17 protein-coding genes are annotated in these 23,638 nt (G+C 57.7%); 6 read left to right on the top strand and 11 right to left on the bottom strand.

All coding sequences use genetic code 11. The features are described 5' to 3' along the window. Positions 1–13: 13 nt before the first annotated feature. Complete coding sequence (locus D7M11_RS23200; RefSeq protein WP_120749655.1) at positions 14–856, bottom strand: helix-turn-helix domain-containing protein; 843 nt, start codon at positions 854–856, stop codon at positions 14–16. Between the two features lie 178 nt (positions 857–1,034). Here D7M11_RS23200 and D7M11_RS23205 point away from each other — a divergent pair, with 178 nt between their 5' ends. Genes D7M11_RS23205 through D7M11_RS23215 form a run of 3 tightly spaced genes read left to right on the top strand, consistent with a single transcriptional unit; the run spans position 1,035 to position 2,756 of the window. Then, positions 1,035–1,766, top strand: a complete 732-nt coding sequence (locus D7M11_RS23205; protein ID WP_120749656.1) for an MBL fold metallo-hydrolase — start codon at positions 1,035–1,037, stop codon at positions 1,764–1,766. 4 nt (positions 1,767–1,770) lie between these two features. Continuing rightward, the gene (locus D7M11_RS23210; RefSeq protein ID WP_120749657.1) at positions 1,771–2,421 is read left to right on the top strand and encodes a TetR/AcrR family transcriptional regulator; all 651 of its coding nucleotides are present in this window, start codon (positions 1,771–1,773) and stop codon (positions 2,419–2,421) included. Further along, positions 2,418–2,756, top strand: coding sequence for a YrdB family protein (locus D7M11_RS23215; protein ID WP_120749658.1), 339 nt, complete (start codon positions 2,418–2,420; stop codon positions 2,754–2,756). Before D7M11_RS23210 ends, D7M11_RS23215 begins: the two co-directional genes overlap by 4 nt. 24 nt (positions 2,757–2,780) lie before the next feature. Here the strand turns inward: D7M11_RS23215 and D7M11_RS23220 are convergent, their stop codons facing one another. The 3 genes from D7M11_RS23220 to D7M11_RS23230 form a co-directional block, all read right to left on the bottom strand. Continuing rightward, positions 2,781–4,544, bottom strand: coding sequence for an ABC transporter ATP-binding protein (locus D7M11_RS23220; protein WP_158606784.1), 1,764 nt, complete (start codon positions 4,542–4,544; stop codon positions 2,781–2,783). A 62-nt stretch (positions 4,545–4,606) separates the two neighbouring features. Beyond that, positions 4,607–5,032: a DUF4395 domain-containing protein gene (locus D7M11_RS23225; protein ID WP_120749660.1), complete on the bottom strand. Its 426-nt coding sequence runs from the start codon at positions 5,030–5,032 to the stop codon at positions 4,607–4,609. A gap of 147 nt (positions 5,033–5,179) precedes the next feature. Then, on the bottom strand, positions 5,180–6,232 hold the full coding sequence (locus D7M11_RS23230; RefSeq protein ID WP_120749661.1) for a stalk domain-containing protein: 1,053 nt from the start codon (positions 6,230–6,232) through the stop codon (positions 5,180–5,182). A gap of 238 nt (positions 6,233–6,470) precedes the next feature. Here D7M11_RS23230 and D7M11_RS23235 point away from each other — a divergent pair, with 238 nt between their 5' ends. After that, positions 6,471–6,911: a hypothetical protein gene (locus tag D7M11_RS23235; protein WP_120749662.1), complete on the top strand. Its 441-nt coding sequence runs from the start codon at positions 6,471–6,473 to the stop codon at positions 6,909–6,911. Between the two features lie 147 nt (positions 6,912–7,058). Here the strand turns inward: D7M11_RS23235 and D7M11_RS23240 are convergent, their stop codons facing one another. Both D7M11_RS23240 and D7M11_RS23245 read right to left on the bottom strand, forming a co-directional pair. Beyond that, positions 7,059–7,919, bottom strand: a complete 861-nt coding sequence (locus tag D7M11_RS23240; protein ID WP_120749663.1) for an AraC family transcriptional regulator — start codon at positions 7,917–7,919, stop codon at positions 7,059–7,061. A gap of 89 nt (positions 7,920–8,008) precedes the next feature. Continuing rightward, complete coding sequence (locus D7M11_RS23245; protein ID WP_120749664.1) at positions 8,009–9,682, bottom strand: DUF6138 family protein; 1,674 nt, start codon at positions 9,680–9,682, stop codon at positions 8,009–8,011. Positions 9,683–9,953: 271 nt separating this feature from the next. Between D7M11_RS23245 and D7M11_RS23250 the strand changes: the two genes are divergently transcribed. Beyond that, a complete protein-coding gene (locus D7M11_RS23250; RefSeq protein WP_120749665.1) occupies positions 9,954–11,684 on the top strand; it encodes an SHOCT domain-containing protein in 1,731 nt (576 codons plus the stop codon). Between the two features lie 354 nt (positions 11,685–12,038). Here D7M11_RS23250 and D7M11_RS23255 read toward each other — a convergent pair whose 3' ends face one another. Genes D7M11_RS23255 through D7M11_RS23270 form a run of 4 tightly spaced genes read right to left on the bottom strand, consistent with a single transcriptional unit; the run spans position 12,039 to position 17,910 of the window. Continuing rightward, complete coding sequence (locus D7M11_RS23255) at positions 12,039–14,207, bottom strand: hypothetical protein (RefSeq protein WP_120749666.1); 2,169 nt, start codon at positions 14,205–14,207, stop codon at positions 12,039–12,041. Between the two features lie 60 nt (positions 14,208–14,267). Beyond that, positions 14,268–15,446: an ABC transporter permease gene (locus D7M11_RS23260; RefSeq protein ID WP_120749667.1), complete on the bottom strand. Its 1,179-nt coding sequence runs from the start codon at positions 15,444–15,446 to the stop codon at positions 14,268–14,270. Then, on the bottom strand, positions 15,443–16,216 hold the full coding sequence (locus D7M11_RS23265; protein ID WP_120749668.1) for an ABC transporter ATP-binding protein: 774 nt from the start codon (positions 16,214–16,216) through the stop codon (positions 15,443–15,445). The genes D7M11_RS23260 and D7M11_RS23265 overlap by 4 nt, the downstream gene beginning before the upstream one ends. Beyond that, complete coding sequence (locus tag D7M11_RS23270) at positions 16,213–17,910, bottom strand: permuted SH3 domain-containing protein (RefSeq protein WP_120749669.1); 1,698 nt, start codon at positions 17,908–17,910, stop codon at positions 16,213–16,215. The genes D7M11_RS23265 and D7M11_RS23270 overlap by 4 nt, the downstream gene beginning before the upstream one ends. Positions 17,911–18,167: 257 nt before the next feature. On the opposite strand from D7M11_RS23270, the gene D7M11_RS23275 reads away from it, so the two are divergent. Continuing rightward, positions 18,168–19,220, top strand: a complete 1,053-nt coding sequence (locus tag D7M11_RS23275) for a metallophosphoesterase family protein (RefSeq protein ID WP_120749670.1) — start codon at positions 18,168–18,170, stop codon at positions 19,218–19,220. 113 nt (positions 19,221–19,333) lie between these two features. Here D7M11_RS23275 and D7M11_RS23280 read toward each other — a convergent pair whose 3' ends face one another. Further along, positions 19,334–23,290, bottom strand: a complete 3,957-nt coding sequence (locus tag D7M11_RS23280; protein WP_120749671.1) for a carbohydrate binding domain-containing protein — start codon at positions 23,288–23,290, stop codon at positions 19,334–19,336. Positions 23,291–23,638: the final 348 nt, after the last annotated feature.

The following is a 23,638-nucleotide window of genomic DNA, read 5'->3' on the forward strand; positions in this document are numbered from 1 at the left end:
TATAGGGCGTAAACTATTTTTGCGAGCCGGGCGCTTGTCTGGATAGCCTCGCCTGGGCCATATAGTCGGACGGCGATAGGCGGAATACCCGCTTGAAGCTTTTGCTGAACGCGTAAACATCGCTGTAGCCCATACGCTCCGCAACCTCGCCGATGCTCATGCGGGTTTGCAGCAGCATCTCGCGCGCTCGCTCCGCCTTCGTATTCGCTATGAATTGCTTCAGCGTAACGCCGCTGCACGCCTTGAACAGCCTGCTTATATAGGGCGGCGACATGTTCACCGCCTCCGCCAGCTCGTCCAAGCCGACGTCCACCCCTTGTGCTTCCCGAATGTAGGCCATGATGGCGCGGACCGTTTGCATCTGCTTGGCGGAATGGGCGTCCGAATGCTGCGGTGCGAGCTGCAGCCGGAACAAGTTGACGAAAAACTGCTTCATCAGACAATCGAACTCCAGATCCCGCAGCGGAGCGGGAAATTCGAGCAGCTCCATCATCTGGTACAGCAGATGCTCAGCCCGAAACGCGTCGCCGACGACGGTAAAGCGCGGAAGCGAAAAATCGGGGATCAGCCCGTTCGCCCCCGAAACCTGAAAATGCATATACAGCACGGTCATCCTGTCATGAGGGTCCTGAACCGCTTTCGGTATATCGCCGGGACGCATAACAAGGCAGCTTTTCTTGCGCAGGTCGAACGAGCCGTCGCTTAAATGCATCGTACCTTTGCCGGAGACGATGTAAAAAATATCGTAATCGTGAAACGGCGTTTGATGGTCCCAGTACCAGCCCGGAGCGCACTCCCGTTTGCCGAAGGATGTGCTTGCCCGAAACGTGACTTCTTCCAGCGGATGCTTCGCCATGCCGCCACCCCTTTACCGCTTTCTGCCGGTTCATTTAGGCGCTTTCATTGTACTGGATTGAGGCCGGGCCGGCTACTTCCTTTTGCTCGGTGCAAAAAAGATTTGCAAAAACTAATGACATTAGTTATTATAAAACTAATGATATTAGTTTTTAAAAAATAAATGAGGTGTATTATATATGAGATTAACCAAAATGGAAACTTTATATCAGTTGTCGTTTATGCCCCGCTTGTTTCCGGTCAACTGCTATTTCGTGGAAGAGGCGGACGGCCTTACGCTGATCGACGCCGCCCTGCCCTACAGCGCAAAGGCGATCATCGGCGCGGCGGAGCGCCTGGGCAAGCCTATCGCGCGGATCGTCCTGACGCACGCTCATAGCGACCATATCGGCGCGCTTGATGCGCTGAAGACGGCGCTGCCCGCCGTGCCGGTCTACATCTCGGCCCGGGACAGCAGACTGCTGGCCGGCGACGTTTCGCTCGATCCGGACGAGCCGCAAACGCCGGTGCGCGGCGGCGTTCCGAAGAACGTACGGACGCGGGCGGACGTTCTGCTCGCGGACGGCGACCGGATCGGCTCGCTGCAAGCCGTCGCCGTGCCGGGCCATACGCCGGGCTCGATGGCTTTTCTAGACACGCGCAGCCGGGCGGTTTTCGTAGGCGACGCCTTGCAAACGAGAGGCGGAGTCGCCGTATCGGGGCAGTTGAAGCCTTTGTTCCCGTTCCCGGCTATGGCGACCTGGAACAAGCAGGCTGCGCTGGCAAGCGCGCAGAAGCTAAAGGAGCTTCGGCCGACCTTGCTGGCCGCCGGGCACGGCCGCATGCTTGTACAGCCGCTAGCCGTACTCGAGCGCGCGATAAACGAAGCTGCGCATAGCCTCGAAGCCGCCGCCGGCGAAAGGAGCGTGTGACCGGATGTCGCCAAGAATCGGACTGGATCAGATTACCGTTTTGCAAGCGGCTGCGGAAATCGCCGATACGCTCGGAACCGAATCGCTTTCGCTCGCCACCCTCGCGAAGAAGCTGAATATCCGCACGCCTTCGCTCTACAACCATATCGACGGCCTTCCCGGCCTGCGAAACAAGCTTGCTGCACACGGTCTTCATCTGCTGCACGAACAGCTCCTTCGCGCTGCGGCCGGCCGCTCCGGCGACGATGCAATCCGCGCATGCGGTGAGGCGTACCTCGCGTTCGCCCGCATGCACCCCGGCCTGTACGAGCTGACGCTAAGCGCTCCCGATCCCGGCGCGCCGGAGGTTTTTCAGAACGGGCAGAAGCTCGTCGACCTGCTCATTCGTATCATGGAAGGCTATCGCATGACGGAAGAGGCCGCCCTGCATGCGATTCGCGGACTGCGCAGCGTGCTGCACGGCTTCGCCTCGCTCGAGCAGAAGGGCGGCTTCGGCCTGCCGCTCGATCTGGATGTAAGTTTTCGGCTGCTGGTGGATGCGTTTCTCACGGGTCTTCATACAGTGAATGCGGATATAGGGGAACGGAGAAACCGAAAGGAAAGATCGGAAGGGGAAGAAGGAGAGAAGCCGGATAAAGGGGGACACGGTGAATGATCGTCGTTCAAGGCTTCATACTTGGCATCTTCTTCCTGCTGGAGCTCGGCGCTCTGGCCTGCCTTGGCTACTGGGGCTTTCAGACGGGTCAGGGCTGGATCGTCAAAATCGCGCTCGGAATCGGCGCACCGCTGCTTGCCGCCGTGCTTTGGGGGACGTTCGTCGCCCCCAAAGCTTCGATCCCGGTATCCGTCCCGGTGCGGATCATGCTGCAGCTGCTCGTATTCGGAACGGCGGCGGCCGCCCTTTACGCTTCCGGACATCCCAAGCTTGCCGCCGCTTTTATCGTCATCGTGCTGGTCGTGCTAACGCTGAACTATACGATGAAGCTTTGAAGCGAATACCCGGAGCCGCCGCTGTTACGAGACGAACTCCTTGATCTCCTGCTTTTGCCAAAAATCCGCGAACCGTCCGCCCTCGCGCAGCAATTCCTGGGGCGTGCCCGCTTCCCGCACTTCCCCGTCTTCGAGAAATACGACGTAGTCCGCGTCGCGGATCGTGGACAGCCGGTGCGCGATGACGATCTTCGTACAGTCGCCGGCCCATTCGTGCAGATCGCTCTGGAACATCGATTCCGTTTCGACGTCGAGCGCCGAAGTCGGCTCGTCCAGCACGACGATCGACGCTTTCCGGAGGATCGCCCGGGCGATCGCGATCCGCTGCTTCTGCCCTTGCGACAGCCGGATGCCGCGCTCCCCGACGCGGGTATCGAAGCTCTGCGGCTGCTTCTTGATAAACGCCAGCGACTGGGACAGCTCCGCCGCCCGCCTCACATCCGCTTCCCCCGCATGCTCCGCTCCGATCTTGATATTATCGCCGATCGTGCCGTCGAACAAATAGACGTCCTGCGAGACGGAAGCCAGATTCGCCCGCAGCGAGGGAATCGCATAATGCTGCAGCGGTACGCCGTTCAGCTTGATCGTTCCCGAGCTCGGGGCGTAAAACCGGTACAGCAGCTTGACGACCGTGCTTTTCCCGCCGCCGCTCGGGCCTACCAAAGCGACTGTAGCGCCGGCGGGAACGTGGAACGATACGCCGCTCAGCACCGTGCGGCCTTCTTCGTAGGCGAACCCGACGCGCTCGAACGTAATCGACGGCGCACCCGGCGGCAGCCCGATGCCGCCGCCATCGTCCTCCGGCTCCATCTCCATTACGTCCAGCAGCTTTTCCGCGCCTGCCGCCACCCGCTGCAGCGAATTGATGATTTGCACGATGCTCGCAAAAGGAGCGGACGCTTTGTCCAGCAGCGTAATGAAAGCGACGAGACCACCGGCGCCGATTTGCCCGTTTGCCATCATGACGGCCCCGACGCCAATCCCGACGATGTACCCGGCCTTCTCCGGGATCGCTCGCACAAGCTCGCGGTAAGCGTGCAGCTTCTCGATCGCCACCCACAGCCGGATGCCATCGTCGCAAACGCGGCGGAAGCGGCTCGCCACGGCGCCCTCCATCTGATTCATTTTGATTTCGCGCATGCCGGACAACGTTTCGCCCATATGGAAAAACACTTCGCCGCCGTGCTCCCGCTGCCTGGCGATAAGACCTTTCAGCGTCCGGTTCACAAGCACGCTGGACAGAAGCTGAAGCGGACCTACGACGATGGCGATCAGACCGAGGACGGGATGCACCGTCATCAAATAAATGCCGACGGAAATGAACGAAATCGGCAGCGTACACAGCTTCAGCACGTCGAAGACGACGAACTGCTTAAACGCCTCCAAATCGCCGAACAGCAGTTGCTTCGAATCCGAGCTGTGTTTGTTCTCATGATGGCTGAGCGACAGCCGGGTAAGCTGGATCAGCACGAGCTCACGCATGCGAAAGACGACGTTCGTATTCACGATCTGATTGAACACCCGCTCCAGCAGCCCGAACAAAAGCCCCATCGCGATAAAAGCGACGAAGCAGGCAAGCAGCCCGTACAGCTCGCCCCCCGGTCCCGGCATCCGGTCGAACAGCCGCCGGTTCGTCTCCGCGAATAGCAGCGCCGAAGCGGTCACCCCGAGCTGCAGCACGAGGACGATTGCATAAAGCCCCTTGTAGGTGCCGCTCAACCCGAGGAGCGTTCGGAATCCTTTGCGGCGAATGAGCTTTCGTACACTCCGGTTATGATTGCGTTCCAACCCAGCCCCACCTCCCATTTCAGGGAAATCGTACCACGAAGGGGACGGCGAAGCGACGGGAACTATGATTTAAAATGACTTTTCAGCCACAGCTGATACCGGTATCGGATAAAGCAGCCGATACAAAAACCGCAGATCGCCACAAAAGCAGCCAAAGCGACCAGCGCGGAGAACATAACCCCCATTACCGGCAGGGCAAACGAATACCCGAGCAGCGCCAGCAGCAGGAACGTAACGGCTATGACCTGATTGAACTGCTGCCCGGCCTTGTCTTCCGGGATGTAGCCCGACATGGGCTTGCGCAAAAACAGTTTGGCAAATCGCATAATCGGATTGAAGTCGAAGATGACACCCATCGCTCCGGCCAGCAAAGGGACGGAGAGCAGCCAATACTTGCCCGTAATCCACGTTAGTACAACCGCAATGACTATGACCCATTGATTGGCTCTTACGAGCGGCCTGGGAACCGATTCCGGTCTGACGCTCACTTGTATTCCCTCTTTCCAGTAGGATTAAGAAAATTATACATGCTCCTTTCGCGTTTGAAAACGTCCCAGCCAGCAGCTAGCCGCATATGCAAAAAAACTCCGCCGGCCGCTATGGATAACGGCTGAACGGAGTTTGATTCGCTTTCGTTACGGAGTAGTTTCGGTCGGAGCCGCCTGCAGGACGATTGTGGTGGCGGAGCCGATCGGCGGCAAGCTTCTAGTCAAAATGCCGTTGTAAAAACCGATCACCTTCGCGCCTTTCACGAGTTCCTTCGCCTCTACCGTACGGCCTTCGGTGTCGACGATAACGGTTTTGTCCGTCAAGCGAAGCACGAGCTCGTCCGGCGTTTGCTCGGTCAAGCCTTCGCCTTTGATAAGCAGGCTCGTAGCTCCGTCATCGCCGGTCCGCACTTCCTCGATTTGTCCGGCTGTACCGGCCGAGTTTTTCTCGATCGTTTGGTCGAGTACGACGATCTTGTACGCCGCCGTTTGCGGCGGGAGGCTCAGCGTAGCGGCCAGGGAATGCTCGACCTCGATTTGCTGGCCGAGAGTGAGATCGGCGAAGCTGATCTTCGTGCCGTCGGCTTTTTCATATACGGTGTCCTGGCCGACGTGCAAGACGAGTCCATCCGTACCGATGCCGTTAATCCGCACCGTTTGGCGGCCTTCGTTTTCGTACACGGACGTGATGACGCCTTTGGTCAATGCGGTTTTCTTCTGTTCGCCGGAAGTAATCGCGATCGACGCCCCTTCCGTCTTGACGGTCGCATGCAGCACCTTATCCACGAACGAAACGGGCACGAACGTCTTGCTGTCCGTCAGCTCCGGAGCCGTGCCAAGCGTTATGTACATCTTGTTCACGCTGTACTGGTCTTCGCCCAGCTTCACGCTGGTCCACAGCGCCTGGCCCGAAATCTCGGCCGAACGGTTTTCCTCGTTCCACGTCACCGTCAGTCCGAGCGCCTCGGCTATATCGCGCAGCGGCACCATCGCTTCCTTGCCGCCCGTCTTCACATAACCTCCGGTAGCGAGCGCTTTGTCGTTTACCGAAATCGCCGTATTTTGCGAGAGCGCTTGGGAAATGACCTGCGCGCTTGTCGTGACCGGTGTCTGATCCGCCGCTGCATAAGCCGCCGCTCCCGTTACGGATACGGATAAAGCGAAAATCGCTGCGATCCCTGTTCGGAGATGTTTTTTCATAAGTAACAACTTCCTCTCTGTCTGTTGATCGTGTTGCCTTCACCCTCTCTAACGAGTCGTTTTCATATATTGTTGCAAAAAAAGAAAAAAGTTTTCATAGGATGCCTGTTACACCGGGTTAATCGTTCGCGTCATTAACCAATAACCTTACCAAGCGATGTGCGAATGACCCAAGCGATAAGAAAGGCAGCTACATATCGTATAGAGAATAGAGCTGGAGGAAAGGGAGGAATCTACGATGAGCAGGACGAAACGGACGTACGCCCGGCGCTGCTCCGCTTCCGGCAAATCGTTGCCCGGACGAACGGGGACGGGAAAACGGCGGACGCCATCGCCTTACTTGAATCAAACGGAAATACGCGGACTTCTTGCACCGGGCGCAGGTGCCGGAAACAATGCGCCGAATGCAGCCGCCGGGTTGGACAATCGCGCCGGCATGTTCTCCTTTCTGGATCAGTGGGGCGGACTCGACGGCATTATGAGCACGATGGGCAAGGTTCAAAAAATGATGCGCATGGTCCAGCAATTCGGCCCGCTGCTGAACATGTTCGGCTCGTTCGGATCTTTTCTGGGAGGAAAAGCGGCCACAACCAGCTTGCCGATCAGCCGGCCCGCCGCGCCGCGGACGAAGCAGGACCAGAGCCGATCCGTTCGCGGATCGCGCAAAGGCGGGAGATGACGCCTTCCGAACGCCGCACCGCACGGCTCCTGTACAACCGTAAAAGCCGGCCCGCCTCGAATAATAGGGCGAAGCCGGCTTTCTGCGTTAGCTTGCGAGATTACCAGAGAGACACTATGTTCGCAAAAAATAACGTTAGTTTTTCTCCTACTTCACTGCAAGCCAAATTTCGTTCAAGGAGTCCGGACTAAAGAGATCCGGACTAATATAAGCCTCTATAGCCGGAAGTTCAGCGAGCGCATAGCCGTTGGAAGGGATCCATTCCGAATAGATCCGTTTCCAGGCGTTAACCATTGCCGTCGGAGCATAACCTAACACCTCAAAAACGACCCATTTCGATGCAGGGATAGTAAAGCTCGAGAAACCGTCCGGCGTTTTTCCAGAGTGTTCGGCGGCAATCCAGTAATCGATCGTGCCTTTATCTGCGTTATAGTTGCACGTCATCCCCAGAACACCTTGTATGTTACCGTTCAGCAGCCGGGTCAACTTGTTAACCGTTCCGTCTGCATTCGCTTCGCCCCAAAATTCGGGGATACCCGATCCTCCTTCGGCATTCTCGCCGCAAGGACATTCGCGTTTTAAACCTACAACCGTAAAATCTTCTCTTTCCACAATGCGGTACTTCATAGGCTCCGCTCCTTTCAAACTCACCTGTATCGCCAGGCGGTTATAAGATTGCAGCTTTCCGATCCCGTGTCTAGCTTCGCTTGGCGTACAGCCATGCTGTTTGCGGAAAGCTTTGGTGAAAGCTTCGGGAGTTTCATAGCCGTATTTATAGGCAAGGTCGATGATTTTGCAATCCGTTCTGGTTAGCTCTTGTGCCGCGAGCGTCAGACGGCGCCGCCGCATATAATCGCCGACCGTTAAATCCGTCAGAATCGTAAACGTGCGCTGAAAATGATACGGAGACAAACTCGCCTGTTTGGAAATCCTCTCAATCGTCGGCTGCTCCAGCAAATGTTCTTCCATATAATCGATTGCCTTCTGCAACGATTCAACCAATGCCATATAGCCCAACTCCCAATGAAAATGATACCGATAAGGGCGACGTAAATCCTGTCTTCTTATGCTCTGTGCGGACAGATTCCCGAATGCCGTCAGGCCTTACCAGCCGCCTCCAGCAAACGAAGCAGCAGTCCCTTGCGCGGCTCCTTCGCCTTGCGAGCCAGTGCCGCCAGCTTCTCCGTATGGCCCCAGATCGGATATAACACCCGCTCGGCGTCGTAATCCGGCAAAGCCTCCACATGCTGTACGAACAACAACAGCTTGTCTTCGCTCTCCAGCTCCGGCTGAATTTTCAGCTTAAGCGAATCGTGGGAGCACCGCAGACAGGCGACCAGAGCGGGAATCGAATGCTCCGATAGGCCAAACGTTTCGGCAAAAACGGGCGTAAACTTATCCTGCGCGAGCTGATGCTCCTCATCCACAAGGGCCATGTACGCTTCGACCAGCGGGAAATACCGTTCAGACGCAAGTCCCAGCCCAAATACGGCATAGCTGCCCGGCATTACACCTTTTTCCCCTTCCGTATCGCCATACCATTCAAACGTTTCCATCGCCTCGCGGGCGTACTCCTCCAGCAGCGGATGCAGCTCGGAATAAGCCAGCGCATTCGCGAAAAAACGGTGTGTGTCGGATTTGGCCAGCCCTTTGACGGGCAGCGCTTCTCTCGCTGCGGATTTCAGCTTGATTTTGTAGCTTTTCGGAAAGCCTTTTCGGAGCAGAGCGACAATAAACGAAATCGCCTGTTGGTACGCTCCGGCTTCTTCCTTGCGAATCTCAACCGTAATCAGCGCGAAAACATCGTTAGCTTTGCATTCGACAAGCTCATGGCGCATATGGACTTCATCCGGAGAGAAGCTGTCGCTGCCCTCCTTGAGCATATGCACGGCTTTGCCGCTGCCAAGCTGCGCCGCAAGCTCCAGAAACGTCTGGCCCCTGACCTTGCTGTAGCTCGGTTCGTAACGAAGAATCATTACCGCTCCGTACAGCAGCAGGTCTACAGGCTGATTAGGCTCGTCCTTGTTTTCCAGAGCGGCACCCGGCCTAGCGGTATACTCGTTGGTCCTATATGCGGATCGAGTCACTTCGCAATAACGCGGTAGGAATACATCCTCGGCCCAGCTTGATAGCGCTTGGGTGATATGGCTTCGATGCTCCGCCAACGCCTGCGCCCTTTCCTTGTTCAGCCCCTGAATCCGCTGAAATACGGCAATCGTCCTTGCGACTTCCGGCTGGGGAAACAAAAAAGGGTCCAGCAAATGACGCGCCAAAAAGAACGTTTCAAGCGGCTTTGTAGGGTAAGCGCCATTCTCCAGCTTATTCTCGATGTAGGTCTGTATACGCTCCAGAAGCTGCCGCTTCTTATCATCATACTCGATCTCCAGCACCGTTACTTGCACAGGCCCGTCCGTCGTTGCGAAGGTTCCCTGCAAAGTAAACCGATAGTCGATCAGCGGCGACGCCTTCAGCTTGTCCAGCTTCTCTTTTACGAAATCCGCAAGAAAGGGCCGAACCTCATGCAGCACCTGCTCCCTCGTAAAAGGAGAAGCCTTCGCCGGCTTGCCGCCCTCCGTATCCCATCCCAAATCGAAACCGTCGACACTGGTCCTGCCCGGCTGGTAATCCAGAATCAATTCGTTAAATATACCGATTTGCAGCGGAGTACGTTTGACCGCGCCCTCCACGTCATTTCGCTGCTCCTGCTCGTCAAACCATTTTTGAATCGCCGCTATCATTTCGGACAGCGCTTCTTCCTGCCATTCGTTCATCGTTTTCCGTCCTCCGTTTGTGCTTGTTCGGCGATTTCGCCTTGTTCGGTAACTTTTTTTAATATTTTACTTGCCGGTACTCTCCCGGAACAATGAGTCTAACGTCCGGTTGTCATTATGCACGAGTCTACCTCTAATAAGCACATTCAGCAAACTTTCAGCTACGATTCACGTTGCTTTAAGATTTGCGGATTATGATGGCAGTATCTCCCTGAAAAACTTCCTGAATTAGGTACAGGGCCGCTAATATGCAACGAAAGGTGGAATCACTATGAAACGTTTAAAAACTTGGGTTGCCGGCACGATGACACTCGCTTTAACGATCGGCGGTGGCTTGTGGGCGCACCATTACGTCAATGCGGCGCCTACCGGCGATGCCTCCGGTACGCAATCGCAATCGCAGGATCAGGGTTCGAACGGCAAGCATGATAAACGGGGCGCAGCTCCGGGACTACGAAAGGACGCTCCGGGCGGCAAACAAATGAACCAAATGCCGGGCATGGCATTTCATTTCGCCGTCTCCGACGAACTGGCTGCTTTGCTCGGTTTGACGAAAGACGAGCTTGCCCAGGCGATCAAATCCAGCAAATCGATCGCCACCATAGCAGGCGAGAAAAATGTCAGCGTCGACTCCGTCGTCAGCCTGCTCACGAAAGCTTCTCTCGAGAAGCTCGACAAGCAGCTCGCCGACGGCAAATTGACGCAGGAACAGTACGACAAGTCGAAAACTTCGCTTACCGATACCGCTAAAAAGTTCGTGAACGGCGAGCTTGGCGGTAAGTTCGGTCTCCCCGGCGGCATGCCTGGCTTCGGCAACAAGGCGATGGGCGAAGGCGTGCATTTTGATTTCCGTTTTGCCGCCTCCGACGAGCTGGCCGCTCTGCTCGGCACGACGAAAGACGAGCTCGCTCAAGCGATCAAGTCCGGCAAATCGATCGCGACGATCGCAGGCGAGAAAAACGTCAGCGTCGACTCCGTTATCGGCTTGATTACCAAAGCGCCTCTGGAGAAGCTCGACAAGCAGCTTGCCGACGGCAAACTGACGCAGGAACAGTATGATAAAGCCAAAACAACGCTTACCGACTCCGCTAAAAAGTTCGTAAACGGCGAACTCGGCGGTAAGCTCGGTCTCCCCGGCGGTATGCCGGGCCCCGGCAAAGCATTGGGAGATAACGTACATTTCGATTTCCGTTTCGCCGTCTCCGACGAGCTGGCTACTTTGCTCGGTTTGACGAAAGACGAGCTCGCTCAAGCGGTCAAATCCGGCAAATCGATCGCAACGATCGCAGGCGAGAAAAACGTCAGCGTCGATTCCGTCGTCAGCCTGCTTACGAAAGCGTCTCTCGAAAAGCTCGACAAGCAGCTCGCCGACGGCAAACTGACGCAGGAGCAGTACGATAAGGCGAAATCGACGCTGACCGACTCCGCAACCAAGCTTGTAAACGGCGAACTCGGCGGCAAGCTCGGGCTTCCCGGCGGTATGCTCAGCTTCGGCATCAAAGGGATGGGCGAAGGCCTGCATTTCGATTTCCGTTTCGCCGTCTCCGACGAGCTGGCTACTTTGCTCGGTTTGACGAAAGACGAGCTTGCTCAAGCGGTCAAGTCCGGCAAATCGATCGCAACGATCGCAGGCGAGAAAAACGTCAGCGTCGACTCCGTCGTCAGCCTGCTTACGAAAGCGTCTCTCGAAAAGCTCGACAAGCAGCTCGCCGACGGCAAACTGACGCAGGAGCAGTACGATAAGGCGAAATCGACGCTAACCGACTCCGCAACCAAGCTTGTAAACGGCGAACTCGGCGGCAAGCTCGGACTCCCCGGCGGTATGCCGAATCTCCCGTTTGGCCACGGCCAGCAAGGAAAAGACGGCATGAAGCGCGGCAAGGTGGGGCCGGGAACGAACGAAACCGGGGATAACGCAGCAAGCGGCTCAAAAGCAAACCTGCGCCAAAATATTCGTACCATCACTCCATCCGGTACAAGCGGTAAAACGATATCGAGCTGAAATGCGGACATAAGCCAGCTTTCACACAAATAAACATATTCCAGTTCCGCTTGATCAAGGCGACCATGTAACTGCTGCCCGCCAAGCGGACTTATTTCGAGCCTTCCTCGCACACCAAGGAACCGATTTCCGTTATATCGTCATTGTCGGACAGCAAGCCCGGCTATGGCGCAAGTAATGGAACGCGGTTCCTTTGTTATTACCTTTTCAAAAAAGATGCGGTGTGAAAAACTCCACCGCCAGGCAGCGGCAGAAGTTCAGGGCTATGGTACGATCAGCTAATATAGGCTTTTCAGCAAAAAAAGGGCGGCCCGGAAACGGACCGTCCTTCTTGCTTTGTCGCCTTTTGACCGATTACCGGATTTCCCCGAGCTTGTGCTTCACGGTACCGTTCGGTGTATCGATGACCTCGTACACATTCACGTAGTTGGTCGAGTTGAACTGGCTCAGCTTCAAATTGGAGAAAGAGATCGAGTTGTCTCCATCCACCAGCTTTGTCGAGCCAAGCAGCGAAGCCGTCTGTGTAGCGAAAACGTAACCCGTCGAGTCGACAACGTCAAATTGCAGCTTGGATGTCGCGGCATCCGCAACGATCGGGTCCAGCCGTTCGATGCCGATGTCCAGCTTGAGCGTATACGCAAACGTCGAGCTGAGCAGTCCGGCGAGCATGAGATCGGCTTCTTTCACCGTCAAGCGGTACGGATACGTATCCCATACGCTATCCGCCGTGTTGTCCTGCTCGTAGCCGAGCTTGACCGCACCTAGAGGGATCGAGTCGCTGCCACTGAAAAAGCGCATCGTTACCGGCTGTCCGTCTTCGGCTTTCGGTACGATAAACGAATACGTCATGAGATAGCTGCTGTTCGTCGCAACTTGCGAGATGACGTTCGCTTGTCTCGTCCCCGTGTACACGCGGCCGTTCTCGTCCATAAGATCCAGGTTCAAATTAGGCAGCGCATAGGCCGTATTGTCCCGGTTGCTTATTTTCAGCTTCGCCACCGCCGTCTTGAGCCCGTAGTTCTCGTTGTCGTACAGTCGCAGCTCCGAAACAGCCATATCGAACTTATGATCGAGCGGCAAATCGATCGACTCTCCGAGTGCATAATCTGCGCCTGCGCCTTGGTTATAAACAACCGCCTGATCGAGCAGCGCGATGAACACGGGAACCGTCGTTTTGCCGGAACCCGTGCTGCCGGAAGAACCGGAGCCCGTAGTTGTATTGCCGGAAGCTGCCGAACCCGAGCCCGTTCCGCTTCCCGTTGTTCCAGTCGTTCCCGTCGCCGCATTCGAGCCGGCGGTGCTGCCGCCTCTCGATTCGAACAGGATGAGCTGCAGATCGCTAGCGGTCATTCCCTTCGGCAGCAGGCCGCCGAACGTAAACGTCTCCGACTCGCCTTGCGACAAGTAGGCGGAATGCGTATCCGCATCCGTCGCCGTTACCGAAACGCCTCCGTTCGCCGCCTGAAAGTTCGCGGTCAAAGCGGGAATTTCGACGACTCGGCTGCCCGGATTCGTTGCCGTTACTTTGGCGCGGACCCACTGCCCATTTTCGCTCTGCGAAACGACGGCCGACTCCAGCTTCAGCGTAACCGTCTCCTGGCCCTGGCTGTCCGAAAGCGTCCGGCTGTCCCCGATCGCTACCGGCTTCGCGGCGCCGCCCAGGTCCAGACTGTCCAGCACGGTGGCTTCGTCGCCGGTCATTTTGTAAAATTGCAGCGCCCAGCCTTTTCCATGCCCGTCGTCCGGAATTTCCGCACGCACCGTTATTTTTTGCGGCTTGCTCGGAAGCAGCGATTTGTCGGCACCGTCGATGGCCGTTGCCGTTACCTGCTGTCCGTCGGCACCAGCGAGCCGCATCTTGAGCGCTGCCGGCAGCGTGACGCCGGACGAACCCATGTTGGTCGCGACCAAGTCGACGTACATATTCCACCTGCCGCTCTCATAGACCGGATATTCGCTGCCGATGCGGAATGCCACACGGGCATCGCTGGCTAGCGACTGATCCGCTTGCGCCAGAGGCACGATCGCCTCCTGAACCCCTCCGGCAGCGTCCTGAAGCGCATTCGCCACCGAGAACGAAGCGATATCGTTCATCGCGACCGTAGTCCCGTAGCTCCAGCCGAACATCGTGACGTAAAGCTGATCCGCCTTCAGTCCTTTCGCCACTCTCGATTCGTAGGCAAACTCCTGGTCCTTGCCAGGCTGCACGCGTGCGCTCTGCGTACCGGTAAGCTGCGCCGAGTAGCCGAAGCCGCTGCCGTCCGTGACGCGCGCTCCGTAATAGTTATAGTCTACCGGCGTGCTGCCGCCGTTGTGCAGCATAACCACGAAGCGGAGAATCGAATCGTCTCCTCCTTCGGAGAAGCGTACTTTCTCCAGCGTGAAATAGACGCTGTCGCTTAAATAAATGCCTTCCTTGCCCGCTTGGGCCGCAGCAGGAGCAAGCACGCCGCCCAGCAGACTGACCGCTAAAACGATCAGGCGCATCGTCCGAAACATGCCGCCAGCTCTTTTGATCTTCATCGTGTAAATCCCTCCAGTCTGGATGCGGTGTTCGAGCCGGAAAGCCGGACACGCAGCCGCTTAATCGAATCGAAGCGCATCGATCGGCTTCAGGCGCGACGCTTTGTTCGCGGGATAAAGCCCGAATATGATTCCTACCAGCACCGAAAACAGCAGCGCGTACAAGCCGATCTCCAGCGACAGCTTCGTCGGCTGGCTCGGATTGATCATCGGCCAGCCGAGCGACGCTCCGATCCCGAGCAGCAGCCCGAGCAAGCCGCCCAAACCGCTAATGACCGCCGCCTCCATCAGAAATTGCATCATAATATGCCGCCGCTGGGCGCCGATCGATTTGCGGATGCCGATCTCCCTTGTCCGTTCGCTCACGGTGACCAGCATTATGTTCATAATCCCAATTCCGCCGACGAGCAAAGAAATGAGCGCGACGCTGATCATCTGGTTCGTCAGCGAGCTGGAAGCTTCCTTGCGCGCGTTCATCAGCTCATCCTGGTTCGAAATGCGGAAGCCGTTCGAGCTTTTGAATTTGGCGGTGAGAAATTGTGTGATCGTCGTCTGGGCCGCGGCGAGCTGATCGACCTCCGGCGCCTCGATATAGGCGTTGCGGATTTGCCCGAGCTTAAAGGTGCGGATAGCGGTCACGATCGGCACGATGACCGAGCTGTCGGGAGACGTCCCCCCGATGCTCGAGCCTTTCGGCGCGAGCTTGCCGACGACCGTAAAGATGCTGCCGTCGATATTGATGTCCTGGCCAACCGGATCGGCTTTGCCGAACAGCGTCTCGGCGACCTCGCTGCCGATGACCGCAACCTGGTTACGGAATTCTACGTCCGCCTCGGCAAGCGCCCGGCCGGACTCGATCTCGGTTTTCATCAGCGTAAAATAGCGGTCGTTCGTACCGATGACGTTATAGCTCTCCGACTCCCGCTCGTACTTGACATTCGAATTGTTCTTCGTGACGGTCGGCGCAATCGTTTCGATCTCCGGCAGCAGCTCCAGCTCCATCAGTTCGTCGTAATCGAGCTGCTGGGCCCGCCCGTTTCCAAGCAGATTGACGACGAGCAGGTTCGTGCCGAGCGCCTCGTACTGCTTCTCGATCTGAGCCGTCGTCCCTTTGCCGATGGATACGAGCGTAATGACAGAGGCGACGCCGATAATGACGCCGAGCATCGTAAGCAGAGTGCGCATCGGCTTCGCCGTAATCGTGCGAAGCGCCATCGAGACAAGTTCGAGTATATTCATTGATGCTGCACCTGCCTTGGGTGGGAGCCTTCATTCGTTCCGCTCCCGGTATCGGTATGAAGAAGCGGGCTGTCGCGCGTCTCGCCGTTACGCACATCGCTGACGATTTCGCCGTCGCGGATCGACACGACGCGTCTCGCATTGTCCGCAATGTGCAGATCGTGCGTAATGAGCACGATCGTATTGCCTTCTTCGTTCAGCCGGATCATCAGCTCGAGCACCTCGGTTCCGGTTCGCGAGTCCAAAGCTCCGGTCGGTTCGTCCGCCAGCAGCAGCGACGGCGACCCGGCCAGCGCGCGGGCGATGGCTACCCGCTGCTGCTGGCCGCCGGACAGCTGGCTCGGCTTGTGGTCCACGCGAGGCCCCATGCCGAGCGATTCGAGCATGCTTCTGGCGCGTTCCTTGCGCTCGCTTTTGCCCATGCCTGCGTAAATGAGCGGAAGCTCCACATTTTCCAGCGCCGTAAGCCGGGGCAGCAGATTGAACTGCTGGAAGATAAATCCGATTTTTTTGTTGCGCACGCTGGCCATCTGGCTGTCGTTCAGCTTCTCGGTCACTACGCCGTCCAGCTTATACGTGCCGGACGTCGGCGTATCCAGCAGGCCGATCGTATTCATCAGCGTCGATTTCCCCGAGCCGCTCGGCCCGACGATAGCGACGAACTCGCCTTCGTTTACGGTCATCGACACCTGCTTCAGAATTTGAATCTGCTCCGCTCCCCGGCCGTACGTCTTGTCTATCCCGCTTAACTCTATGATCGGTTTCGTCATCGGCCACCTCCGCCGGCGCCGCCTCCGCCTCCTCCCGGCGTACCGCCGCCAGGGAAACCTCCTCCTCCGCCAGCAGGGAAGCTTCCGCCCCCACCTCCGCCTGGGAACTGGATCATCTGCTGCATCATTTGCTGCTGATTCGCATTCCCCGAAGTCCGGCTCTTCGGCAGCACGACGAGATCCCCTTCGTTCAGGCCGCCGGTCACTTCCACCGCCGTTTTGCTCTGAATGCCGATCTGGATCGGCACATTTTCTTCCGTCGTGCCGTCAGGGTGCTTGACGGTGACGGTGGCGCTGCCGCGCTGCCGTCTGACCGCCTCGATCGGAACGGTCAGCACGTTTTGTTTATTTTGAATCAGCACCTGCGCCGTTCCGGTCATCCCGTATTTGAGCTGCTGCTCCTTGTTGTCGACGGCGATGACGGCATCGTAGTAGGTGACCCCGTTCGATGTCGTGCCGACGGTCGAGACCTGGAGCACCTCGCCTGAGAATACTTTCCCCGCTATCGCGTCGACCGTAATTTCCGCTTTGAGGCCGGGCTTGACATTCTGAAGGTCCAGCTCATCCACTTGAATCGGCAGCGTCATCACGTCCAGACTCGCAACCGCTCCGAACAAGTTGCCGGCCGTTACCGTCGCCCCGACCGGATAATTCGCAAGCACATTCGTTTTTTGGCTGGCAAAATCAGTCGAGAACACGCCGTCGAACGGCGCCTTGATCGTCAGATCGTCGACCTTCTGCTGCGCGGAGTCGACCGATCTTTGCTGACGCTCGATGCTGGACGTCTTGCTATCGATGGAATCGTCCAGCGTATCGTTCGCGACAACCGCGATCAGTTCGCCGGCCTGTACGATGTCGCCGTCTTTCTTTTTCATCTCCGCTATCGTGCCGGACGTCCCGGATAGAAGCGCTACCGTAGACAAAGCTTCCAGCTTCGCCGTGCTCTTCGACTTGATCTCGCGCCCGTTCACGATAACTGTTCCGGAAGCTTCCATATCGACGGCTAACGTCCCGTCATTGTCGACCGCTATCGTTACGTCGGCCATCCGGTTGCCGGCGCTGTCGGCTTTCACCGTCTGTCCTACCGACTGCACATGACCGGTCTTCGTCAGCGCATACCCCGCAAAGCCGAGGTCAACCTCGTCGCCCGCTTGGAACTGAACTGCCTCCTCGAGCGGGAACGGCAGCTTCACGAGCAGCTTCGAAACGACCGAAACGGTGCCCAGTTTGGCCGATTTGCCGACGGTCGAGCCGACGTCCAGATTGCCGACCGACAGCTTGCCGGCCGCCGGGGCGACGATGCGCAGGCCCGCCTTCTGTTTTTGCAGATCGGCCAGATCCTGCTGAAGCGTTGCGAGCGTAGTCTGGGCGTCCTTGAGCGAAGCCTCGAGCGTGCTGCTCGATATTTCCAGAAGCACGTCCCCCTGCTTGACCGGCATGCTCCGGGACAAATTCATCGCATTAATCGTGCCGTCTGCCGGAGCGGTAATATTTTGCAAGTTTTGCGTAGAAAATTGTGAAGTGCCTGATACGGTAAGACGGATGTTGCCTTTCTGCACCTTGGCGGTTTGCTCCACGCTCTGTGCTGCGGAGGTCTTACGGTCCGACTTCATAAACCAGTAAGTGCCTCCGCCGCCCAAAGCGACTACTACAACAGCCACGATTGTCCATTTCAACGTTCGCTTGAGCCCCATGCTCCACTTCCTTCCCCTGCGCGCCAATATTCACGATGGCCGGCATAACCGCCGGCGGGCTATAAACTCTTCCTTAACTATATAACCCGGGATGGGAAGTGTCCTTAACCGCGCCTTAACGTTACCTGAAAGTTTGCTGAAAACCCGGCGCCGGGGCGTACCCTTCTTCTCCGCCGCCGCCCGGCGTGCTATGATGAAAGAAACGCTCCGAAACGTTAAACGACACGAAACCGGACTTATGCGCAGAGGTGGAGCCCATGTCGAGAAGACAATTCATAAAATTGCTGATTTCCTTGCTAACGGTCGCAGCCGGCTTGACCGCCGGCCTCTGGAAATGGCTCGGCGGAGGCGAATCGGGTGCATCCGAATCGCCGGGACAACCGCCCGCGCAAGCTCCGGATGCTCCACCCTCTTCCCCGGACGCATCGGCGGCGCATACCGTGCCTCTGCTCTCGATGATGATCCTGAGCGACACGCATGTGAACGGCGCCTTTGCCGAACAGGGCGACAAGCTGCGCAAAGCACTGGACGATGCCGCCGGTTTCGAGACGAAGATCGACGCGCTGCTCATCACCGGCGATATTACGGATGCAGGCAGCGAATCGGATTACCGGGAATATAACAAAATCATGAAGGACTATAAGAGCCTGCCGCCGATCCACGCCAACATGGGCAACCACGATTATTACGGCATCTGGATCGACAAGGAAGGACAGTGGAACAAGGACGCGATGCCTAACGGCAAGTCGGACGCCCTTTCGCGCCGGATGTTCCAGAACCAGTTCGGCCTCGAACGGGTGTATCACGATTTCCATGTGAACGGCTGCCATATCATCATGCTGTCGCAAGAGACGTACGTGCAGGAAAACCCCGACGTCGGCGAAGGCGCCTGGTATTCCGACGAGCAGCTCGCCTGGTTCCGGAAAGCGCTCGAGCCGCACAAGGACGGAAGCCCCGTGTTCGTCATGATCCACCAGCCGCTTCCGGCAGAGGGCCAGGACGGAGGCACCGGCCAGCTCATTCGCGCCAAACAGTTCCGTTCCATTCTGGAGCCGTATCGCAACGCGTTCGTCTTCTCCGGCCACCGCCATCAAAACTTTCGCAGCGGCCAGCATTACACGGCGGAGACGTTCCACTGGTTTCAGAACGCGTCGGTCGGCCGTACCCGTCCGGCGTCGGCGGCTGAGCCCCCGACCGCCCAAGGGCTTTTCGTGCAGGTGTATGCGGATCGCATCGAGCTGCGCGCGCGGGAATTTATGGACCGGACATGGATCGCGGAAGGCAAGTGGACGGTGCCGCTAGCCAAGTAGGCGGCATGACGCAAAAAATAGGAAAAGCGGCCTGGTGGAAGATGGACTTCCGTTCCAGGTCGCTTTTTTTGCTGCAGCTTATCCAGTCCCTCACTATCGCAGCCCCGCTATCGCTACATTAGCCGTCTAACGCGCTCCACCGCCTCGCTCACCGCCAGCCGCGCATCGTCGGCAATGAACTGGCGCAGCGACGGGTTGTTCACATGGTCGAGCAGCCGCTGCAGATGTTCGACGGCTTTGGCGGCCGAGCCTTTGTTCCATTGCTGCTCCGCTTGTCTGGCCGCATTTTGCGCCGCCGGGGCGATCGGCGGTTGAAGCTGCCATTTCCCGATCAGCCCCGCAACCATTTCGGCCAGAGGAATGATCCGCACATCGTGACGTCCTGCCGCGAGCGGCAAGCCGATCGTGCCTTCGGACGCCTGCACGGTGTACCCGCCCGGCTGGAGCAGTGCTCCATCAACAATAACGAGAGCATCTGCCGGAGCGTGGATACGTACCGTTTGCGTTGCCGAGGTTTCGACGACGCCGTATGTTTCGCCAGTCACGGTGTCCCGATCGAACGACGCGCTGAACGGTGACGATGCCGCCAGCAGCGTAGTGCCGCCGAGAAGCAGCGACGAGCCGCGGGTCATTTTGAACCCGGCGATTGTAACGGCTGACGTGTCGCTGACGACCGCCTGCTCGGCATCGCCCGTCACGCCGCCGACCGCAAACGGTGCGGAGCCGGTACGGAATACGGCCAGATCGCGAATGTCGCTGCCGTCGCCGCGTTCTACCCGCGCGCCGATGCCGTTCGTTCCTTGAACGAGATCCGCTTCTACGGTTAACTTGTTCGGATCGGCTGTGCCGCCCAGGAGCAGTTGGATCGAATCCAGTCCGATGAAATAGTTGCTGGACGACGCGTTTTTGCCCGTCACCTCATAGCGGATCGTATGTGTTCCCGCCGTTAGCGGCACGGTTCCGTGCGCAAACGAGAACGGCCCTTCCACAGCGGCCGCATAGCCGTCGTAGATGCCCCCGACCGGTTGCCCGTCCACATACGCCTGTACTTTCCCATACAGCGGGGACTTCAGGAAACGGCTCGTAATGTCGTAGTCGCCTGCCTGCGGCACGTTTACCGTCACCGTCATAAAGTCGCCGGCCGCCTCGCCCCGATAAAAGATCACGGTCGCACCGTTCGCCTGAACCAGCTTGACCTCGCGTCCGGAGCTGGCCGTCAGCGGAAGCAGGTTCGATTCGTCGAACAGTCCTTGCGGATGGTAAGTTCTTGTCTTCATTACGGTCAGGAACCGGTGATCGGTCTTGGCGCTGCCGCTGCCCACCTTCGCATAGTAGCCGTAAGATTCCGCGCCCGGATATTTGGCAAACGTAATCGGCAGCTGCGAGCTGTCCAGGAACGTCGCCGCCAGCTCCGCGCCGCCCTTGCGATAATATAGATCGCGACCGTTTACCGTCTGGCCCGCCGTGGCCGACTGACCGTCGATCTCAAAATCGGCGATCGCGCCGCCGTACATCATCCAGTCGTACACATGCGGGGCGTTCGACTGAATGTCATCCAGCATAACGAACGTATCCGGCTTTAAGTAGACGACGTGGCGGTCGAAGCGGGTCAGCTTCGGATTGCCGTAAGCGCCAGCAGCCGAGCCTTTGATATAATCGTAGGTCGGAGCGAGCAGCCCCTCCGTCATCGTTCCTCCGCCTAGAGACGATTGGCCTTTGCCGTCAACCTGAATCGTGCTGTGGCCTAACCGCACCGTAAAGTCATTGACCGGTCCTGCCACATAATCCTGGTAACCGGGGTCGGTAGCGACCCAGCTTCCGTTCGTCGCAATCTGGAAGCTGTTCTGGTCGTAATGGTTGTGCCCAAGAGCCGACTTGTTGCTCGCCATGGCAAATAGGACGTCATCGCGTTCCCATCCGCTGCGGAGCAGCGCCCAGCCGTTCTCATCCAGCACGGTGGAAGGCTGCCAAGTGTCCGGAGGCGTGATCACCGCGTTCGGGCGGAAATAAATGAAGCCGTCGGTACCGCTTGCCGCTCCCCCGGTCTCCTTCAAGTACCAGCCTGCTTGTCCGTTGTTCAGCCAGGCGTTGATGACGTTCATTGTCAGGCTGAAATAGTTCGACGGATCGGAATCGGAGAAATTAGCCAGACCCGCTCCTCCCGGAGCAAGCGAGTACACGATCCAGCGAACGAGATAATCGTTCAGGAACGGATGCTCGGCCAAATCCCGCACGCCGGTGACGCGGTCGATATGGTCGAACGCCTTGATCATGTTGTCCATCGCATAGCTCGTATACAGCATGCCCTCCTGCTGGCCGGACGTCACCCGCTCGTCGAGATACCACTTGTAATAGCTCATCGCGCGTGTCAGGTAGGCGTTCGCATTCGGACTATGGCCGAGCAGGACCGCCGCGCCGGTTCCGAGAGCCGCCGCACGCAGCGACTGGATGTTATGATCCAGCTTGCTTCTTACGTCCTTATAAAGCGGGATCAACCCTTTCGTTTCGAGCGCGTTCATGACGGTCGTCCGCTCCGCCTCAGTCAGTTGATCGTACAAAATATCGAACGTCATGCTGACGCCAAATGTCAAATGGGCCGTGTCGAGACATGTATAGCCACCGCACGCATAGGTAGGGTCCGACCAGTTGTTCCAGCCGGCTACGGACAGCATATACTGCTTCGCTTTATCGGCGTATGCCGTATTGCCGGATACGGCGTACGCGAGGCTAAGCGTTTCCAGACGGTCCTGGATCGAGCGCGTCATCATCGTCCAATACGGATAAGTCGTGTAGCCGGGCGGACTTTCGATTGGTCCCGGCTGTACCGGAGGCAGCGGGAAGGTGACGACTTTGCCGGCGTAATACGTCCGGGAGAAGCTCGTCTCCGTCAAGTAGGTATCGGCCGCATTTTTGACCGTATCCCAGATCATTTTCCCGGTCCGGCCGAACGGGGCGTTTACCGTATCCGTCGCCTTGGCCTGCAGGGCGGGCAAATCCGCGGAGGTGAAGTACAGCCGCGGGTGGCTCGGCGTCAGCAGGGGGAACTCCCGCACCGGTTCGGGGGGCACCAGCACAAACGAAGCGGCGTCGAAATATGCGGTGCCGATATTCCCTTTGTGCAAGTACATTAGCAGCGTAGCATACGCGGCTCCCTGTGGAGCGTAGCTCTCGATCGTGATCGGTTTCCAGGAGCCGATGGCCGAGTTTGTAGCGATTTTCGTATCGATCCGCACGTTCGAGCTGTTCCAGAACTCCAGATAAAGCTGGGATACGCCCGATTCGTTATACGATTGCACCGAAGCCCGGTACAGTTGGTCGGGAACGACCGGCATACTGCCGCTGCGCAGCCCCGGACCGGAATTTGCGTCCGGATCGACCATCTTCAGGCTGTACGTGCCGCTGTAGACGGTCGTCGTTACTGACGAGTAATCTTGGCCGGCGCCAAGCGGCGTCCAGCCGACAGGCTTCCCTTCAGTTACTTCTTCAAAGCCGCCGTTATAAGGCAAGTCCCGCGATACCTCGATAAAGGCCGCATCGTCGAAATACGAAACGCCCACATTGGCCGCATGCTGGTAGAGCAGCAGCGTCGCGTAAGCCGAGCCGACCGGCGCTTCCGCGAGCAATTCCCCTCTTTTCCACGCTTTGGCCGAAGCGATCGTCAACGTTTTGACGTCGATACGTACGCCGGCCGCATTCCAATATTCGAGATAGAGCTGGGATACGCCGGAGTCCGTGTACGCGTACACGGACGCTTTGTACAGCTTGCCCGGCTCTACGGCGATGTTGCTGCTCCGGATGCCGTTAGCCGCTTGCGCGCTGCTGTCAGTCAGCTTGACGCTGAACCCTCCGCCGTGAACCGGCGAATACACCGATTCATAGATCGAATTGCCGAAGCCCGTCCATCCGGTCGGCTTGCCGTTTGCCGTCTGCTCGAAATCCCCATTAAGCAGTTGGCTGTCATAGGCGGGTCCGCCCGGATCGGCCGACGCCGCGGCCGGCATCATCGCCGCAAGCAGCGAGAGCAGCGCGAGCCAGACGAGCATCGATTTGCCTTTACGCTTCAAATTCATCAAAACGCTCCTTCCTCTGGTTACGATTTGGACGGATGCTCGTTCTGAATTCAGCTTATCTATACAAGGTTTTTACCTGTATGTCCTCGCCTTCATAATACCAATTGGAGAAAGCGTTTCCATGATGCTTCGGAACTATTCGCCGCTCATGGAGAACGGCTACTTTCGTCGAAAACGCGGGAATGCTGGAGAATGAAGCCGAATCGGGCTAGCAGGCCGTGACCTGGCGTCCCGGTACCGGGCGGCCTTCCGCCGATTTTTGCTGCGGCCTGCGACTGCGGCTAGGAACGGGGCAGATCGCTGCTGTATAATAATGGAGGATGGCTCATACGTTCATAGCGAACAGGA

Source organism: Paenibacillus ginsengarvi (assembly GCF_003626695.1).
GTDB classification, from domain to species: Bacteria; Bacillota; Bacilli; order Paenibacillales; family NBRC-103111; genus Paenibacillus_AB; species Paenibacillus_AB ginsengarvi.

Bases quoted from the DNA above. Each gene is read 5' to 3' on its own strand.
- D7M11_RS23200 (WP_120749655.1), bottom strand. From the start codon at position 856: ATGGCGAAGCATCCGCTGGAAGAAGTCACGTTTCGGGCAAGCACATCC.
- D7M11_RS23205 (WP_120749656.1), top strand. From the start codon at position 1,035: ATGAGATTAACCAAAATGGAAACTTTATATCAGTTGTCGTTTATGCCC.
- D7M11_RS23210 (WP_120749657.1), top strand. From the start codon at position 1,771: ATGTCGCCAAGAATCGGACTGGATCAGATTACCGTTTTGCAAGCGGCT.
- D7M11_RS23215 (WP_120749658.1), top strand. From the start codon at position 2,418: ATGATCGTCGTTCAAGGCTTCATACTTGGCATCTTCTTCCTGCTGGAG.
- D7M11_RS23230 (WP_120749661.1), bottom strand. From the start codon at position 6,232: ATGAAAAAACATCTCCGAACAGGGATCGCAGCGATTTTCGCTTTATCC.
- D7M11_RS23235 (WP_120749662.1), top strand. From the start codon at position 6,471: ATGAGCAGGACGAAACGGACGTACGCCCGGCGCTGCTCCGCTTCCGGC.
- D7M11_RS23240 (WP_120749663.1), bottom strand. From the start codon at position 7,919: ATGGCATTGGTTGAATCGTTGCAGAAGGCAATCGATTATATGGAAGAA.
- D7M11_RS23245 (WP_120749664.1), bottom strand. From the start codon at position 9,682: ATGAACGAATGGCAGGAAGAAGCGCTGTCCGAAATGATAGCGGCGATT.
- D7M11_RS23250 (WP_120749665.1), top strand. From the start codon at position 9,954: ATGAAACGTTTAAAAACTTGGGTTGCCGGCACGATGACACTCGCTTTA.
- D7M11_RS23255 (WP_120749666.1), bottom strand. From the start codon at position 14,207: ATGAAGATCAAAAGAGCTGGCGGCATGTTTCGGACGATGCGCCTGATC.
- D7M11_RS23260 (WP_120749667.1), bottom strand. From the start codon at position 15,446: ATGAATATACTCGAACTTGTCTCGATGGCGCTTCGCACGATTACGGCG.
- D7M11_RS23265 (WP_120749668.1), bottom strand. From the start codon at position 16,216: ATGACGAAACCGATCATAGAGTTAAGCGGGATAGACAAGACGTACGGC.
- D7M11_RS23270 (WP_120749669.1), bottom strand. From the start codon at position 17,910: ATGGGGCTCAAGCGAACGTTGAAATGGACAATCGTGGCTGTTGTAGTA.
- D7M11_RS23275 (WP_120749670.1), top strand. From the start codon at position 18,168: ATGTCGAGAAGACAATTCATAAAATTGCTGATTTCCTTGCTAACGGTC.
- D7M11_RS23280 (WP_120749671.1), bottom strand. From the start codon at position 23,290: ATGAATTTGAAGCGTAAAGGCAAATCGATGCTCGTCTGGCTCGCGCTG.